At 68.3% G+C, this 14,535-nt stretch carries 14 protein-coding genes; 9 read left to right on the top strand and 5 right to left on the bottom strand.

Features of this window, described 5'->3' with window-relative positions:
* Window positions 1–3: 3 nt before the first annotated feature.
* Both LTV02_RS23800 and LTV02_RS23795 read right to left on the bottom strand, forming a co-directional pair.
* The gene (locus tag LTV02_RS23800) at window positions 4–321 is read right to left on the bottom strand and encodes a DMT family transporter (protein ID WP_067710218.1); all 318 of its coding nucleotides are present in this window, start codon (window positions 319–321) and stop codon (window positions 4–6) included.
* Between the two features lie 38 nt (window positions 322–359).
* Window positions 360–704, bottom strand: coding sequence for a DMT family transporter (locus tag LTV02_RS23795; RefSeq protein ID WP_233033967.1), 345 nt, complete (start codon window positions 702–704; stop codon window positions 360–362).
* Between the two features lie 103 nt (window positions 705–807).
* On the opposite strand from LTV02_RS23795, the gene LTV02_RS23790 reads away from it, so the two are divergent.
* A complete protein-coding gene (locus tag LTV02_RS23790; RefSeq protein WP_233033965.1) occupies window positions 808–1,260 on the top strand; it encodes a MarR family winged helix-turn-helix transcriptional regulator in 453 nt (150 codons plus the stop codon).
* Between the two features lie 53 nt (window positions 1,261–1,313).
* Here LTV02_RS23790 and LTV02_RS23785 read toward each other — a convergent pair whose 3' ends face one another.
* Window positions 1,314–1,919 carry an SACE_7040 family transcriptional regulator gene (locus LTV02_RS23785; protein ID WP_233033963.1) on the bottom strand — a complete coding sequence of 202 codons (606 nt, stop codon included), beginning with the start codon at window positions 1,917–1,919 and terminating at the stop codon, window positions 1,314–1,316.
* Window positions 1,920–2,015: 96 nt separating this feature from the next.
* On the opposite strand from LTV02_RS23785, the gene LTV02_RS23780 reads away from it, so the two are divergent.
* From LTV02_RS23780 to LTV02_RS23755, 6 genes are read left to right on the top strand one after another with little or no spacing between them, the layout of a single operon-like run.
* Window positions 2,016–3,602 carry a carboxyl transferase domain-containing protein gene (locus tag LTV02_RS23780; protein ID WP_233033961.1) on the top strand — a complete coding sequence of 529 codons (1,587 nt, stop codon included), beginning with the start codon at window positions 2,016–2,018 and terminating at the stop codon, window positions 3,600–3,602.
* On the top strand, window positions 3,602–5,683 hold the full coding sequence (locus LTV02_RS23775) for an acetyl/propionyl/methylcrotonyl-CoA carboxylase subunit alpha (protein WP_408639254.1): 2,082 nt from the start codon (window positions 3,602–3,604) through the stop codon (window positions 5,681–5,683). The genes LTV02_RS23780 and LTV02_RS23775 overlap by 1 nt, the downstream gene beginning before the upstream one ends.
* Complete coding sequence (locus tag LTV02_RS23770; RefSeq protein ID WP_233033957.1) at window positions 5,680–6,840, top strand: acyl-CoA dehydrogenase family protein; 1,161 nt, start codon at window positions 5,680–5,682, stop codon at window positions 6,838–6,840. The genes LTV02_RS23775 and LTV02_RS23770 overlap by 4 nt, the downstream gene beginning before the upstream one ends.
* On the top strand, window positions 6,837–7,322 hold the full coding sequence (locus tag LTV02_RS23765) for a MaoC family dehydratase (protein WP_233033955.1): 486 nt from the start codon (window positions 6,837–6,839) through the stop codon (window positions 7,320–7,322). The genes LTV02_RS23770 and LTV02_RS23765 overlap by 4 nt, the downstream gene beginning before the upstream one ends.
* Window positions 7,319–8,128: an HpcH/HpaI aldolase/citrate lyase family protein gene (locus LTV02_RS23760; RefSeq protein ID WP_233033951.1), complete on the top strand. Its 810-nt coding sequence runs from the start codon at window positions 7,319–7,321 to the stop codon at window positions 8,126–8,128. The genes LTV02_RS23765 and LTV02_RS23760 overlap by 4 nt, the downstream gene beginning before the upstream one ends.
* A gap of 12 nt (window positions 8,129–8,140) precedes the next feature.
* A complete protein-coding gene (locus tag LTV02_RS23755) occupies window positions 8,141–10,033 on the top strand; it encodes an acetoacetate--CoA ligase (RefSeq protein WP_233033949.1) in 1,893 nt (630 codons plus the stop codon).
* Here LTV02_RS23755 and LTV02_RS23750 read toward each other — a convergent pair.
* A complete protein-coding gene (locus tag LTV02_RS23750; RefSeq protein WP_233033947.1) occupies window positions 10,022–11,050 on the bottom strand; it encodes a TIGR03617 family F420-dependent LLM class oxidoreductase in 1,029 nt (342 codons plus the stop codon). The genes LTV02_RS23755 and LTV02_RS23750 overlap by 12 nt on opposite strands.
* A 172-nt stretch (window positions 11,051–11,222) precedes the next feature.
* Between LTV02_RS23750 and LTV02_RS23745 the strand changes: the two genes are divergently transcribed.
* Complete coding sequence (locus LTV02_RS23745; protein WP_233033945.1) at window positions 11,223–12,290, top strand: isopenicillin N synthase family dioxygenase; 1,068 nt, start codon at window positions 11,223–11,225, stop codon at window positions 12,288–12,290.
* Here the strand turns inward: LTV02_RS23745 and LTV02_RS23740 are convergent.
* Window positions 12,249–13,208, bottom strand: a complete 960-nt coding sequence (locus tag LTV02_RS23740) for a helix-turn-helix transcriptional regulator (protein WP_233033943.1) — start codon at window positions 13,206–13,208, stop codon at window positions 12,249–12,251. The two genes, LTV02_RS23745 and LTV02_RS23740, sit on opposite strands and share 42 nt — an antisense overlap.
* Before the next feature lie 63 nt (window positions 13,209–13,271).
* On the opposite strand from LTV02_RS23740, the gene LTV02_RS23735 reads away from it, so the two are divergent.
* The gene (locus tag LTV02_RS23735) at window positions 13,272–14,408 is read left to right on the top strand and encodes an epoxide hydrolase family protein (RefSeq protein ID WP_233033941.1); all 1,137 of its coding nucleotides are present in this window, start codon (window positions 13,272–13,274) and stop codon (window positions 14,406–14,408) included.
* The last annotated feature ends 127 nt before the right edge of the window (window positions 14,409–14,535 follow it).

Genomic DNA, 14,535 nt, shown 5'->3' with positions numbered 1-14,535 from the left:
GGATCAGGCCGCGCCGAGGCGCAGGGTGATCACGCCGGCCACGATGGCGGCGAAGGCGACCAGCTTCGGCGCGGTGATCTTCTCGTGGTAGATCAGGGCGCCCAGCACCACGGTGCCGATGGCGCCGATACCGGTCCAGATCGTGTATCCCACACCGACATCCAGGGTGCGCAGCGCCAGGCTGAGGGTGAAGATCCCGGCCGCGGCGGCCAGCAGTGTGAACACCGACGGCCACAGCCGGGTGAATCCCTTGGTGGCGTTCGTGCCGAGCGCGAAGGCGATCTCGAAGACGGCGGCGATGCCCAGCCATACCCAAGCCATGATGAACTCCTTTGAAAAGTATTGCGTTGAACGGGTTTTCAGGCGGCGACGGCGCCGGGATGCGACAGCTTGTCGGCGATCTTCAAGCCGAGCACGCCGCCGATGATCAGCACGAAGGCGAGCGCCTTGGCGGCGGTGAAGGTTTCGCCGAACACCACCGAGCCGAGCACCACCGTGCCGACCGAGCCGATGCCGGTCCACACCGTGTAGCCGACGCCGACGTCGAGGGATTTCAGCGCCAGGCTGAGGAAGAAGATGCCGCCGGTCGCCGCGGCCGCGGTCAGTAGCGACGGTCCCAGCACCGTGAAGCCGTGCGTGGCATTGGTGGCCAGCGCGAACACGATCTCGAAAACCGAAGCGACGAGCAGATATACCCAGGCCATGGGAAACTCCTGAAAGGTAGTTGCATGTATATGCAAGTACTTGATGACGAACAAAAGCTTGCATGTACATGTAAGGTGTTGTCAAGAGCGAAGGAGATTTTCGATGGCAACCAAGGTCGGAACCCGCGGCGCGGCGGTCGACACCCTGATGTGGAACCGCATGCTGAACCTGCACGCCCAGGTGGAAACCCGCCTCGCCACCGCCTTGCAGCGCAAACACGGCCTCGGCCTCTCGGAGTACCGCGCCCTGGTCTTCCTCGACGAGGCCCCCGGCAACGAACTGCGCATGCAGGACCTGGCCGCCAAGGTCGGCCTCAACCAGAGTTCGGTCACCCGGCTGGTCGGCCGCCTCAACTCCGCCGACCTCGCCTACCGGGACCTCTGCCCCGACGACAAACGCGGCGCCTACGCCGTCCTCGCCGAAGCCGGCCGCGCCCGCTACCGAGAAGCCCGGCCCACCTACGAGGAAACCCTGGTGGCGGCGCTCGATGAGGTCGCCGACTCCGATCCGGCACTTGCGGCCTTGCTGACCGCCGCTCGTCGCGCGACCGAATAGCGCTCCGCCCTTCCGGCGTGACGAGGGCAGTGTGACCGAAGTTGTAGTGCTGCTTAAGCTTCCGCTTGTTCGAGTGCTGCCAACGCCATGCGTCGCAGCACCGGCCGGGCGCGCGTGGCCAGCGCGGCGGGCGCGCTGTGCGGGGTGGAGTTGATCAGTCCGAAAGTGGCGTGCGCCTGGACCCGGGCCGCCGGTTCGGGGAGATCCGGGTGCAGCTCGCGCAGGACGCCGACCCAGAGTTCGACGTATTGCCGCTGCGTGCGCCGGACCTGACGGCGGGCCGATTCGGGCAGGCTCTCCAGATCGCGGTCCTGGATGCGGATGAGTTCCGGCTCGCCGAAGGCGAAGTCGAGATGGAAGTCGACCAGGCCGGTGAGCGCCTCGCCCGGGGTGGGGGCGGAGTCGATGACCGCCCGACCGCCGTCGAGTAGTCGCTGACTGACCCCGACCAGCAGTTCGACCAGCAGTGCTTCCTTGTTGGGGAAGTGGCGGTACACCGCCGGGCCGCTGATGCCGACGGCCGCGCCGAGGTCGTCCAGGCGTACGCCGAGGAAACCACGGTCGGCGATCAACCGTGCTCCGGCGTCGAGCAGTTGCTCCCGCCGCTGCGCTTTCAACTGCTCGCGGCGCGTGGGGACGACGGTGTCGGCGCTGCTCACCGTGGCTCTCCCTTCGCGGTCCTGGACAACTCAGTTAGTGCAGATTATCTTAAATTCCAGTTATTGGGTATTAACCGAACGAGCTGGGATGGCGGAATGACGCTGACTGGGGACGTGCGCACCGGAAACCGGGCCGCGCATCTCGCGCTGGTCGAGGAGTTGCGCGAGAAGCTGGCCGCGGCCGCGCTGGGCGGGCCGGAGAAGGCGCGGGAGCGGCATCTGGCGCGCGGCAAGCTGTTGCCGCGGCAGCGGGTGGATCAACTGCTGGATCCGGGCTCGCCGTTCCTGGAGCTGTCGCCGCTGGCGGCCGACGGGATGTACGACGACGAGTGCCCGGGCGCGAGCGTGATCGGCGGCATCGGCCGGGTGTCCGGGCGCGAGTGCGTGATCGTGGCCAACGACGCCACGGTCAAGGGCGGCACCTACTACCCGATGACGGTCAAGAAGCATCTGCGCGCACAGGAAGTCGCGCTGCAGAACCATCTTCCGTGCATCTACCTGGTCGACTCCGGCGGCGCGTTCCTGCCCAAACAGGACGAGGTGTTCCCGGACCGCGAGCATTTCGGCCGCATCTTCTTCAATCAGGCGAACCTGAGCGCCAAGGGCATCGCGCAGATCTCGGCGGTCATGGGCTCCTGCACCGCCGGCGGCGCGTACGTGCCCGCCATGAGCGACGAGACCGTCATCGTGCGCGATCAGGGCACCATCTTCCTGGGCGGCCCGCCGCTGGTGAAGGCCGCCACGGGGGAGATCGTGACGGCGGAGGAACTGGGCGGCGGCGAATTGCATTCGCGCACTTCCGGTGTCACCGATCATCTGGCCGAGAGCGATCAGGACGCGCTGCGGATCGTGCGCAATATCGTGGCCACGCTCGGGCCGAAGACGCCCTCCCCGTGGGAGATCGCGCCCACCGTGGATCCCATCGCCTCGCAGGACGAGCTGTACGACGTGGTGCCGGTCGACCTGCGCACCCCGTACGACGTGCGCGAGGTCATCACCCGCATGGTGGACGGCGGCGAATTCCAGGAATTCAAGGCCGAATACGGCAAGACCCTGGTCACCGGGTTCGCGCGCATCCACGGCCACCCGGTCGGCATCGTGGCCAACAATGGCGTGCTGTTCGGCGAATCCGCCATGAAGGGCGCGCATTTCATCGAACTGTGCGACAAGCGCACCATCCCGCTGCTGTTCCTGCAGAACATCACCGGCTTCATGGTCGGCCGCGACTACGAGGCCGGCGGCATCGCCAAGCACGGCGCGAAGATGGTCACCGCGGTGGCGTGCGCGCGGGTGCCCAAGCTGACCGTGGTCATCGGCGGTTCCTACGGCGCGGGCAACTACTCCATGTGCGGGCGCGCGTATTCGCCGCGCTTCCTGTGGATGTGGCCCAACGCCCGCATCTCGGTGATGGGCGGCGAGCAGGCCGCGTCGGTGCTGGCGACGGTGCGCGGCGACCAGCTGGACGGCAATGGCAAGCCGTGGTCGGCAGAGGACCAGGAGGCCTTCAAGGCGCCGATCCGTGAGCAGTACGAAGCGCAGGGCAATCCCTACTACTCCACCGCCCGCCTCTGGGATGACGGTGTGATCGATCCGGCCGATACCAGAACCGTTGTCGGCCTGGCCCTTTCGGCTTGCGCCCAGGCCCCCGTCGAGCCCGTTTCCTACGGCGTCTTCCGGATGTGATGACCATGACGAACACAGCGTTGCTGAACGCCACCCAGCCCGTCGCCTTCGACACCGTGCTGGTCGCCAATCGCGGCGAGATCGCGGTGCGTGTCATTCGTACCCTGCGTGCCATGGGAATTCGCTCGGTCGCCGTTTACAGCGACGCCGATGCCGACGCCCTGCACGTGCGCGAGGCCGATACCGCGGTCCGGCTCGGACCCGCGCCCGCGCGCGAGTCGTACCTGGATATCCACAAGGTTGTGGATGCCTGTGTACGGTCCGGCGCACAGGCCGTGCACCCCGGATACGGCTTCCTGTCGGAGAATTCGGCCTTCGCCGCGGCGCTGGACGAGGCGGGCATAGTCTTCCTCGGCCCGCCCGCCAAGGCCATCGAGGTCATGGGCGACAAGATCACGGCCAAGAATGCCGTCTCCGCCTACGGGGTACCGGTGGTGCCCGGTATCGCCAAGCCCGGCCTGACCGATGCCGAATTGCTCGCCGCGGCGGTCGAAATCGGCTATCCGGTGCTGGTGAAGCCGTCCGCCGGTGGCGGCGGCAAGGGCATGCGCCGGGTCGAGGATCCGGCCGACCTGCCCGCCGCCCTGGTCAGCGCCCGCCGGGAAGCCGGTGCGGCCTTCGGCGACGACACGCTGTTCCTGGAGCGATTCGTCAACCGTCCCAGGCATATCGAGGTCCAGATCCTGGCCGACCAGTTCGGCCACGTGCTGCACCTGGGCGAACGCGAATGCAGTCTGCAGCGCCGCCACCAGAAGGTGATCGAGGAAGCGCCCTCGCCGCTGCTGGACGCCGCGACCCGGGCCCGGATCGGCGCGGCGGCCTGCGATACCGCGCGCAGCGTGAACTACGTGGGCGCGGGCACCGTCGAATTCATCGTCTCCGCCGATAATCCCGACGAGTTCTTCTTCATGGAGATGAACACCCGCCTCCAGGTGGAACACCCGGTGACCGAACTGGTCACCGGCGTGGACCTGGTGGAATGCCAGGTGCGCATCGCCGCCGGGCAGCAGCTGACGGCGAGCCAGGACGATATCCGGCTCACCGGGCACGCCGTCGAAGCGCGCGTGTACGCCGAGGATCCGGGCCGCGACTTCCTGCCCACCGGCGGCACCGTGCTCGCCCTCGCCGAACCGGAAGGCGCCGGTATCCGGGTGGATTCGGGCCTGCGCGCCGGCACCGTGGTCGGCACCGACTACGACCCGATGCTGTCCAAGGTCATCGCCTACGCCGCCGACCGCGCCACCGCTATCACCAAACTCGATGCGGCCCTGCGCGATACGCGGGTGCTCGGCGTGCGCACCAACACCGACTTCCTGCGCTTCCTGCTCGCGGAGCCGGACGTACGCGCCGGAAAACTCGACACCGGATTGCTGGACCGTCGCGCCGCGGACTTCGCTCCGGCCGCGGTCTCCGACGAGCAATTCATCGCAGCAGCCGCGAAATCGTGGCTGAACCTCTGGGCAGCGGAGGGTGCGGGCTCCCTCTGGGCACGGCCGAGCGGTTGGCGGGTCGGCGCGCACGCGCCCACCACCTTCCGGCTGGTCGCGGGTGACCGCACCGCGCACGTCGCGTTCACCGGTACGCCGGAGCGGGCGACGGTGCGGGTCGAGGACGGTGAAGAGCGCACGCTCACAGCGTCTTTCATCGCCGATTCCAAGTCCGGCGCGACGGGACTCGCGCTCGTGCTGGACGGCATCCGTGCCACCTACGCCGTCGCCGCCGATGCGGGTCAGCTCTGGGTCGCCGACCGCACCGGCGTCGCCGTGCTCCGCGAGGTCGCCGAGGCCGATACCCGGGGCGGCGGCGCGCACGAGGGCGATGCCGAAATCCTCAGTCCCATGCCGGGTTCCGTCATCGCCACCCCCGTCGAATCCGGCGCGCTGGTCGCCGCCGGCGCCCCCATCGTCGTGGTCGAGGCCATGAAGATGGAACACACCCTCACCGCCCCCGTCGCGGGCCGCGTCGAACTGCTCGTCCAGCCGGGCGCGCAGGTCAAGCTGGAACAGCCGCTGGCCCGCATCATCGCCGCAACCGCCGACTCGGCCGCCCCGGCCGCTTCCGAGGAGAACCAGCCCGCATGACCGACTTCCTCTCCACCGGGCAGCTGCCCGACGAGTACCGCCAACTCGCCCTCACCGTCCGCGATTTCGCCGATCAGGTGGTGGCCCCGGTCGCCGCCAAGCACGATGCCGAGCACTCCTTCCCGTACGAGGTCATCGCGGGCATGGCGGACATGGGCCTGTTCGGCCTGCCATTCCCCGAGGAGTTCGGCGGCATGGGCGGCGACTACTTCGCGCTCTGCCTGGCCCTCGAGGAACTGGGCAAGGTGGACCAGAGCGTCGCCATCACCCTGGAAGCCGGTGTGTCGCTGGGCGCCATGCCGATCTACCGCTTCGGCAACGACAAGCAGAAGCAGGAATGGCTGCCGCTGCTGGCCAGCGGCCGGGCGCTGGGCGCGTTCGGGCTCACCGAACCGGGCGCGGGCAGCGATGCGGGCGGCACCCGCACCACGGCGGTCCAGGACGGCGACAGCTGGATCATCAACGGCTCCAAGCAGTTCATCACCAACTCGGGCACCGATATCACCCGCCTGGTCACCGTCACCGCGGTCACCGGCACGACCGATGGCAAGAAGGAGATCTCCACCATCATCGTGCCCGCCGACACGCCCGGCTTCGTGGCCGAACCGGCGTACAACAAGGTCGGCTGGAACGCCTCCGACACCCACCCGCTCAGCTTCACCGATGTGCGGGTGCCGGCCGAGAACCTGCTGGGCGAGCGCGGCCGCGGCTACGCCAACTTCCTGCGCATCCTGGACGAGGGCCGGATCGCCATCGCGGCGCTGTCGGTCGGCGCGGCCCAGGGCTGCGTGGACGAGAGCGTGCGATACAGCAAGGAGCGCGAGGCTTTCGGGCGGCCGATCGGCACCAACCAGGCCATCGCCTTCAAGATCGCTCGCATGGAAGCGCGCGCCCACGCCGCCCGCACCGCCTACTACGACGCGGCCGCGCTCATGCTGTCCGGCAAGCCGTTCAAGAAGCAGGCCGCCATCGCCAAGCTGGTCGCCTCCGAGGCCGCCATGGACAATGCTCGCGACGCCACCCAGATTTTCGGCGGCTACGGCTTCATGAACGAATATGCTGTGGCCCGGCACTATCGAGACAGCAAGATCCTGGAAATCGGGGAAGGCACCACGGAGGTGCAGTTGATGCTGATCGGGCGGGAGCTGGGCCTGTGACCGGAACCCAGCGCCGAGTCATCCAGCGCGGCTTGTGGTTCGACGAATTCGAAGTCGGCGTGGTGTACGAGCACCGGCCCGGCCGGACCATTACCGAAGCCGACAATGTGCTGTTCACGACGCTGACCATGAACACCCAGGCGCTGCACCTGGACGCGGCGTTCGCCGAGGCGCTGCCGCCGTTCCATCAGCGCCTGGTCAATTCCATGTTCACGCTGTCCACGCTGGTCGGATTGTCGGTGGCGCAGCTGACCCAGGGCACCATCGTCGCCAATCTCGGCTTTTCCGAAATCGCGTTCCCGAAGCCGCTTTTCCACGGTGACACTTTGTACGCCGAAACCGTGGTGACCGACCTGCGGGAATCCAAGAGCCGCCCGGGAGAGGGCATCGTGACTTTCGCGCACACCGGCCGCAATCAGCACGGGGACGTGGTGGCCACGGCCGTCCGCAAAACCCTGGTCCGCAAGGCCCCGACCGCATGAACTGGGAAATGCCCGGCCCGGCCTGGCTCTTCTGCCCGGCCGACCGGCCCGAGCGCTACGGCAAGGCCCTGGACGCCGCCGACGTGGTGATCATCGACCTGGAGGACGGGGTCGCGGAGGCCGACAAGGCCGCCGCGCGCAAGGCGCTCATCGACACTCCGCAGGATCCGGAACGCACCGTGGTACGGGTCAATGCCGCCGGCACCCTGGATCACGTGCTGGACCTGGACGCCCTGCTGCGTACCGATTACCGGCGCATCATGCTGCCGAAATGCGAATCGGCGGAACAGATCACGCGGCTGACCGAGTACGAGGTGATCGCGCTCATCGAATCCCCGCTGGGCGCCATGGGCGTGGGCCGGGCGGTGATGGCGCGCAATGCCATCGGCGTCATGTGGGGCGCGGAGGATCTGGTGGCGGCGCTCGGCGGCAACTCCAGCCGGCACGCCGACGGTTCGTACCGGGATGTGGCGCGCCACGTGCGCTCCCAATCCCTGCTGGCGGCAAAGGCTTACGGCAAGTTCGCGCTCGATTCGGTGTTCCTGAACATCCCGGATCTGGATGGCCTGGCCGCCGAATCGCTGGACGCGGTGGCGGTCGGCTTCGATGCCAAGGTGGCCATCCATCCGTCGCAGTTGCCGGTCATCCGGCGCGCGTACGCCCCGTCGGACGACGAAGTCGATTGGGCGCGACGGCTGCTGGCGGAGGTGCCGAATCATCGCGGCGTCTTCACCTTCGAAGGCCGCATGGTGGACATGCCGGTCATCCGGCACGCCGAGCGCATTGTGGCGCGGGCACTGAGCTAGGAGGTTGGGGCGGTGGAGCCACAGTGGACGCCGAGCGCGGCGGATATCGAGACGGCGCGGGTGACCGATTTCGCGCGGTTCGTGGAGCGGCGGACGGGCGTAGCCACCGACGGTTACCAGGAACTCTGGCAGTGGTCGGTGGACGATCTGCCCGGCTTCTGGGGTGCGCTGTGGGACTACTTCGAACTCGGTGAACGCGGAGCGGAAGTCCTCGCCTCGGCGGAAATGCCGGGCGCGCAATGGTTCCCGGGCACCCGTCTGAACTTCGTGGATCAGGTGGCCCGGCAGGCCCGCACCGATCGGCCCGCCATCATCTCGGTCGACGAGACCGGCGCACTCGCCGAACTGTCCTGGGCCGACCTGCTCGGCAAGACGAAGGCGTTCGCCGAAACCCTGCGCGGCCTGGGCGTCACGCCCGGCGACCGGGTGGCGGGATACCTGCCGAACATTCCCGAAGCCGTCATCGCCTTCCTCGCCACCGCGAGCCTCGGGGCGATCTGGAGCGCCTGCGGCATGGACTATTCCGCGCAGGCCGCCCTGGACCGGCTCGGGCAGCTCGAGCCCAAGGTGCTGGTCACCACCGATGGCTACGTCTTCGGCGGCAAGACCCACGACAAATCCGCGGACGTGGCCGCGTTGCGGGCCGGGCTGCCCAGCCTGGTGGCCACCATCACCGCCGCCGAGATCGCCGCGGGCGCCTCCGACGGCGAAATCGCCACCGAGCAGGTCGATTTCGACCATCCGCTCTGGGTGCTGTACTCCTCCGGCACCACCGGTAAGCCCAAGGGCATCGTGCACGGGCATGGCGGCGTGCTGCTCGAGCATCTGAAAGCCGTTGCGCTGCAATCCGATATCGGGCGCGACGACACCTTCTTCTGGTACACCAGCCCGAGCTGGATGATGTGGAACTTCCAGCTCTCCGGTCTGCTGGTCGGCGCGACCATCGTCTGCTATCCGGGCAGTCCGTCCGCGCCGGCCACGGATGCGCTGTGGTCCATCGCCGCTCGGGTCGGAGCCACCGTGGTCGGCACCAGCCCCGGCTATGTGCTGGCCTGCGCCAAGGCGGGTTCGGTCCCGCGCCGCGATCACGATCTGTCGGCGCTGCGCCTGGTCGGCATCACCGGTTCGTCGCTGCCCCCGTCGTCCGCACTCTGGTTGCGCGACAACGTGGGTGAGCACGTCCCGGTCGCCTCGATCAGCGGCGGCACCGATGTGGTCTCCGCCTTCATCGGCGGCGTGCGGACCGTCCCCGTCTGGCCGGGTGAACTCTCGGCCCCGTATCTCGGCGTCGCCCTGGACGCCTGGGACGAGAACGGCAAGCCGGTGCGCGGCGAGGTCGGCGAACTCGTGATCACCAAGCCCATGCCGTCGATGCCGGTGAGTTTCTGGAACGACCCCGACGGATCCCGTTACCACGACGCCTATTTCGACATGTTCCCCGGCGTCTGGCGGCACGGCGACTGGATCACCCTCACCGAGCACGGCAGCATCGTCGTGCACGGCCGCTCCGACTCCACCCTCAACCGCCACGGCATCCGGATGGGCAGCGCCGATATCTACCAAACCGTGGAAGCGCTGCCGGAAATCGCCGAAGCCCTGGTGCTGGGCGTGGAACAGCCCGACGGCGGCTACTGGATGCCGCTGTTCGTGGTCCCGGTCCCCGGCGTCGACCTGACCGACGAGCTGAAGGCGCGCATCAATGCCGCCATCCGTGCCGAGGTCTCGCCCCGGCACGTGCCCGACGAGATCATCCAGGCTCCGGGCGTCCCGCACACCCGCACCGGCAAGAAACTCGAAGTCCCGCTGAAGAAACTGTTCCAAGGCGCGGACCCGGCCACCGTGGTGGCCCGCACCGCCATCGACGACCCGGATCTGCTGGACTGGTTCGCCGCCCTACGCGACTGACCGCCGCCGCAGCTCCGCCAGCATCACGCGGAAGTCCTCGTCGTCCTCGGCATCGTCCGGGACGGCGAGGGAAATCCCTTGGCACGAACCGGAATACCACTCGTGCAGCAGCTCCGGCAGCTCCCGGTAGGCGCCCTGCGGCACCAGCGCCGCCAGCGCCTCGTCACCGAGCAGCGCGGGCAGCGTCGCCCACTCCTTCGCCGCGGCCCCGGCGATCAGCCGATCCGCGGTCTCCCCGAACCCGAGCAGATCCAGCGTGCCGCGATACGCGGGCGTCGAATACAGAAACGCCAGCTCCGACCGCACGGCTTCCCGTTTCGCATCCAGTGCCGCGCGATCCGCGCCGGTGATCAGCTTGGGAACCACGACGATCCGCGGCCCGCCGTCCCGGCCGGCGCGCTCGGCTCCCGCCGTCAGGGCCGGAATCAGCCGCTCCCGCAACGCGATCGGATGCGATGCGGTCGGATGCGCGACGAAGCCGTCGGCGACCGCGCCCGCCAGCTCGCACATGCGCCGATTCACCCCGCCCAGCCAGATCTGCGGCATCCCGGTCGCGAGCGGCCCCGGGTTGAAATAGGGCTGCAACCGCGTGAAGGTGTACGCCTCGCTCTCGTATTCCAGTGCCACGCCGTGCTGAAACGACCGGAAGATGGCCCGCAGCGCCCCGACGTAATCGCCCAGCCGTGCCACCGGATCCGACCACTCCATCGAGTAGCGCCCGACGATATTCCCCCGCACCTGCGAGGCCACCCCCAGCTGGAATCGCCCGTCCGAGAACTCCGCCAGATCCCGGGCCGCGCAGGCGGTCACCATCGGACTGCGGGCGAAGGCCACCACCATGCTGGTCCGCACCGTGAGCCGCGCGGAGTGCTCCGCCGCCAGTGCGCACACCGCGAACGGATCGTGCGCGGTCTCCGAGACGTGCACGGTATCGAACCCGAGCCGCTCGATGCGCCGGACCCGCTCGCCCACCAGGCCGAGCGGGGTGTCGGCGGGCAATGACGTCACCAACTCCACCTCCGCACCCTCTCACACCGGGTGTGGCGGATGAGTCGAGCCGGAGCGGCGGTGATCGCTGGGGCTTAACATGTTTGTGATGTCCATGAACGTCAGCGCTATACGGATGGGCGAATCTGACTGCTGTCACTTATCAGTCGGCTGGTTGCAGCACCGCGGTGAAAGGATCGTCATGGAGTTTCGGGTACCCGTCATCGATATCGGCCCGTACGTGAACGGCGCTGGCGCGCAGGCGCGTTCGGAGGTGGCTCGCCAGCTCGACGCGGCCGCGCGGACCGTCGGATTCATGCAGATCGTCGGGCACGCGGTGCCGCAATCGGTGCTCGACGGGTTCACCGCCGCGCTCGATTCGTTCTTCGGGCTCGAGCTCGCGGCCAAACGGGAGTACCGCACGCCGCCGGCCATCAACCGGGGGTATTCGCCGCCCAAGAGCGAAAGCCTGAGTCTGAGCCTCGGCGTGGAATCGGCCGGGCGGATGAAGGACTTCTTCGAGGCGTTCAATGTGGGCGTCCCGGCGGCCCGGTACCCGGACCTGGCGTTGCCTGCCGACGACTACGCCGAAAACCTCTGGCCCCGTGAGCTGCCGGAGTTCCGCGCGCCCGTGGAGGCCTACTTCGCCGAAGCCGCCCGGGTGGCGCGCACGCTCACCACCGCGTTCGCGGACGCGCTGGAACTGCCCGCCGGATACTTCGACGCGTTCACCGACCACTCCCTGGACGTGCTGCGGATGAACAATTACGCCCTGCCGCCCGGCGCGGTGGAATTGGACGGCGAACTGATCGGGATGGGCGAGCACACCGACTACGGGATCGTCACCGTGCTGTGGGCGGACCGCGCGCCCGGTCTGCAAGTGCTGGGCGCGGACGGCATCTGGCACGACGTGCAGCCCGAGGAGGGCGCGCTGCTGGTGAATCTCGGGGATCTGATGGCGCGCTGGACCAATGAGCGCTGGATGTCCACCCTGCACCGGGTGAAGCCGCCCATCGTGGACGGCACGATCCAGCGGCGGCGCAGCGCGGCCTACTTCCACGACGGCAACCTCGACGCCGTCATCGCCACCCTGCCCTCGTGCGTGGGCGACGGCAGCAGGTACGAGCCGGTCACGGTGGCCGAGCACATCCGGGCCAAGCTGGCCGGTTCCCGTGGCCTGCAATCGAATTCCAATGCCGAGCGGGAAGCCGCCCGCGTGCTCGCCGCGCTATCGCAGGGCGGCGTCGATGCGGCCGCGGAGGGCGCGTAGGGCCTCATCGAGTTCGGGGGAGTCGTGCACCTCGAAACGAAAACCGAGGTCGAGCAGGCGCACGGCCAGCCAGTCCGGGGAATCCTCTCGGGTCATATCGAGCACGCAGGAACCGTCGTCCAGGGCGGTGAGATCGCCGGGCCCGTCGCCCAGCCGCCCGGCGATCCGCCCGATCGGCGCGGCGATGGTCACGTGAATCCGGATGGCCGGTACGCCCCAATCGGTGCGCGCGCCGCTCACGAACGCGGCCGGATCGGCGGCGGGCAGTTCGCGCGGCGTGAAGCGCGCACCGGTCGGCTGCGGGCGCTCGACCCGGTCCACCCGGAAGGTGCGCCACGCGGTCCGGTCGAGATCGAAACCGACCAGGTACCAACGCCGATGCGAGGGCACCAGCCCGACCGGTTCGATATTGCGGCGGGTCTCGCTGCCGTCGCCGGAACGGTAGGCGAACCGCACCCGCTCCCGGTTCGTGATGGCGGCGGCCAAGGCGGTCAGCACTTCCGGATCGACCGGTTCGGCATTCCCGCTCGGCGTCACCGTCGCGACGCCGAGCACCCGCACCCGCCGGCGCAATTTGGCGGGCAGCACCTGCTCCAGCTTGGCCAGCGCGCGCACCGACGCCTCCTCGATGCCCGCCACCGCCGACCCGGCCGCCGCGCGCAAGCCGACCGCGATGGCCACCGCTTCCTCGTCGTCCACCAGCAGCGGCGGCATGGCGGCTCCGGCGACCAGGCGATAACCGCCGGTCATGCCCATGGTGGCTTCGACGGGATAGCCGAGTTCGCGGAGCCGGTCGATATCGCGCCGGACGGTGCGGTCGGAGACGCCGAGGCGGTCGGCCAGTTCACTGCCCGGCCATTCGCGCGGGGTCTGCAACAGGGACAGCAGGCGGAGCAGCCGTGCGGGGGTGTCGCTCATATTCGAAACTCTCCTCCGCAACTAGGACCGGAACTGACCTAGTTCATTTCTAACGTAGTTCCCATGAGCACCGAGATCCGCCCCTTCCGCATCGCCGTCCCGCAGTCCGACCTCGAGGACCTGAACGATCGCCTGGCCCGCGCCCGCTGGTCGGCGCAGCTGCCCGGGCAGGGCTGGGAGCGGGGCGTGCCCGTGGACACGCTGCGCGAGCTGGCCGAGTACTGGCGGACCGAATTCGATTGGCGGGCACAGGAAGCCGCGCTCAACGAGTTCCCGCAGTTCCTGACCGAGATCGACGGCCTGGACGTGCACTTCCTGCACGTGCGCTCGCCCGAGCCGGACGCGCTGCCGCTGATCCTCACCCACGGCTGGCCCAACAGCTTCGTCGAATTCACGAAAACCATTCCGCTGCTGACCGATCCGCGGGCGCACGGACTGGCGCAGCGGGCGTTCCACGTGATCGTCCCGTCCGTGCCCGGCTTCGCGTTCTCCGAAGGTCCGCGCGAACCCGGGATGAAGCCGCGCCGGGTGGCCGCCTTGTGGATCGAGCTGATGGCGCGGCTCGGTTACGAGCGGTACGGCGTGCAGGGCGGCGACCTCGGCGCGTACGTGGTGCAGGAAATGGCGCTGGCCGCTCCGGACCGAATCGTCGGCGTGCACATCGACGGCGGACTCGGCATGCCGTCCGAATCCGACGTACCGGACATGAACGCCGACGAACTGGCCGAATGGGAAATGATGCAGAAGTGGCAGAGCGGCGTGAACCATCACGTCCTGCTGAATGCCGCGCCGCAGACCTTCGCCCACGGCTGGACCGACTCCCCGGTCGGATTGCTCGCCTGGCTGGTGCACAAATTCAACGAATTCGCTTTCCTGGCCGAGAATTTCGAAGACGCCTACGATCGCGATCAGTTGCTCACCAATGTCGCGCTCTACTGGTTCACCAATACCGCCGCGACCTCGTCCTGGCCCATGTACAACGGCCTCGGCGACAATGGTTTCGCCTGGCCGGCCGGTCAGCGCCTGGTGCCCGTCGGCGTCTACGGCGGCGGTTCGGACCTCATGCGGCGGCTCGCCGAACGCGACAATCGCATCGCCTATTGGCCCGAAGGAAATACCGGCAATCACTTCCTGGCCATGGACGTTCCCCTCGCCCATGCCGCCGATATCGCAACCTTCTTCACCAAGATCAATTCGTAACGGTTCCCGTATCGAAACTCGCGGTCGCAGAACAGCAGCGGGTTGGTTCCGTCACGGACATATTCCGGACATCTGCGCTCACTATCGTGCTCCGAATTAGCTAGTGCGCGGTATGAGGAGCAGTCAA

The organism is Nocardia yamanashiensis, from assembly GCF_021183565.1.
GTDB classification, from domain to species: domain Bacteria; phylum Actinomycetota; class Actinomycetes; order Mycobacteriales; family Mycobacteriaceae; genus Nocardia; species Nocardia yamanashiensis.
This window is presented reverse-complemented; position numbering and strand designations above follow the sequence as displayed.

Excerpts from the sequence above, each read along its gene's own strand:
- LTV02_RS23800 (WP_067710218.1), bottom strand. The coding sequence starts at position 321 with ATGGCTTGGGTATGGCTGGGCATCGCCGCCGTCTTCGAGATCGCCTTC.
- LTV02_RS23795 (WP_233033967.1), bottom strand. The coding sequence starts at position 704 with ATGGCCTGGGTATATCTGCTCGTCGCTTCGGTTTTCGAGATCGTGTTC.
- LTV02_RS23790 (WP_233033965.1), top strand. The coding sequence starts at position 808 with ATGGCAACCAAGGTCGGAACCCGCGGCGCGGCGGTCGACACCCTGATG.
- LTV02_RS23780 (WP_233033961.1), top strand. The coding sequence starts at position 2,016 with ATGACGCTGACTGGGGACGTGCGCACCGGAAACCGGGCCGCGCATCTC.
- LTV02_RS23775 (WP_408639254.1), top strand. The coding sequence starts at position 3,602 with ATGACCATGACGAACACAGCGTTGCTGAACGCCACCCAGCCCGTCGCC.
- LTV02_RS23770 (WP_233033957.1), top strand. The coding sequence starts at position 5,680 with ATGACCGACTTCCTCTCCACCGGGCAGCTGCCCGACGAGTACCGCCAA.
- LTV02_RS23760 (WP_233033951.1), top strand. The coding sequence starts at position 7,319 with ATGAACTGGGAAATGCCCGGCCCGGCCTGGCTCTTCTGCCCGGCCGAC.
- LTV02_RS23745 (WP_233033945.1), top strand. The coding sequence starts at position 11,223 with ATGGAGTTTCGGGTACCCGTCATCGATATCGGCCCGTACGTGAACGGC.
- LTV02_RS23740 (WP_233033943.1), bottom strand. The coding sequence starts at position 13,208 with ATGAGCGACACCCCCGCACGGCTGCTCCGCCTGCTGTCCCTGTTGCAG.
- LTV02_RS23735 (WP_233033941.1), top strand. The coding sequence starts at position 13,272 with ATGAGCACCGAGATCCGCCCCTTCCGCATCGCCGTCCCGCAGTCCGAC.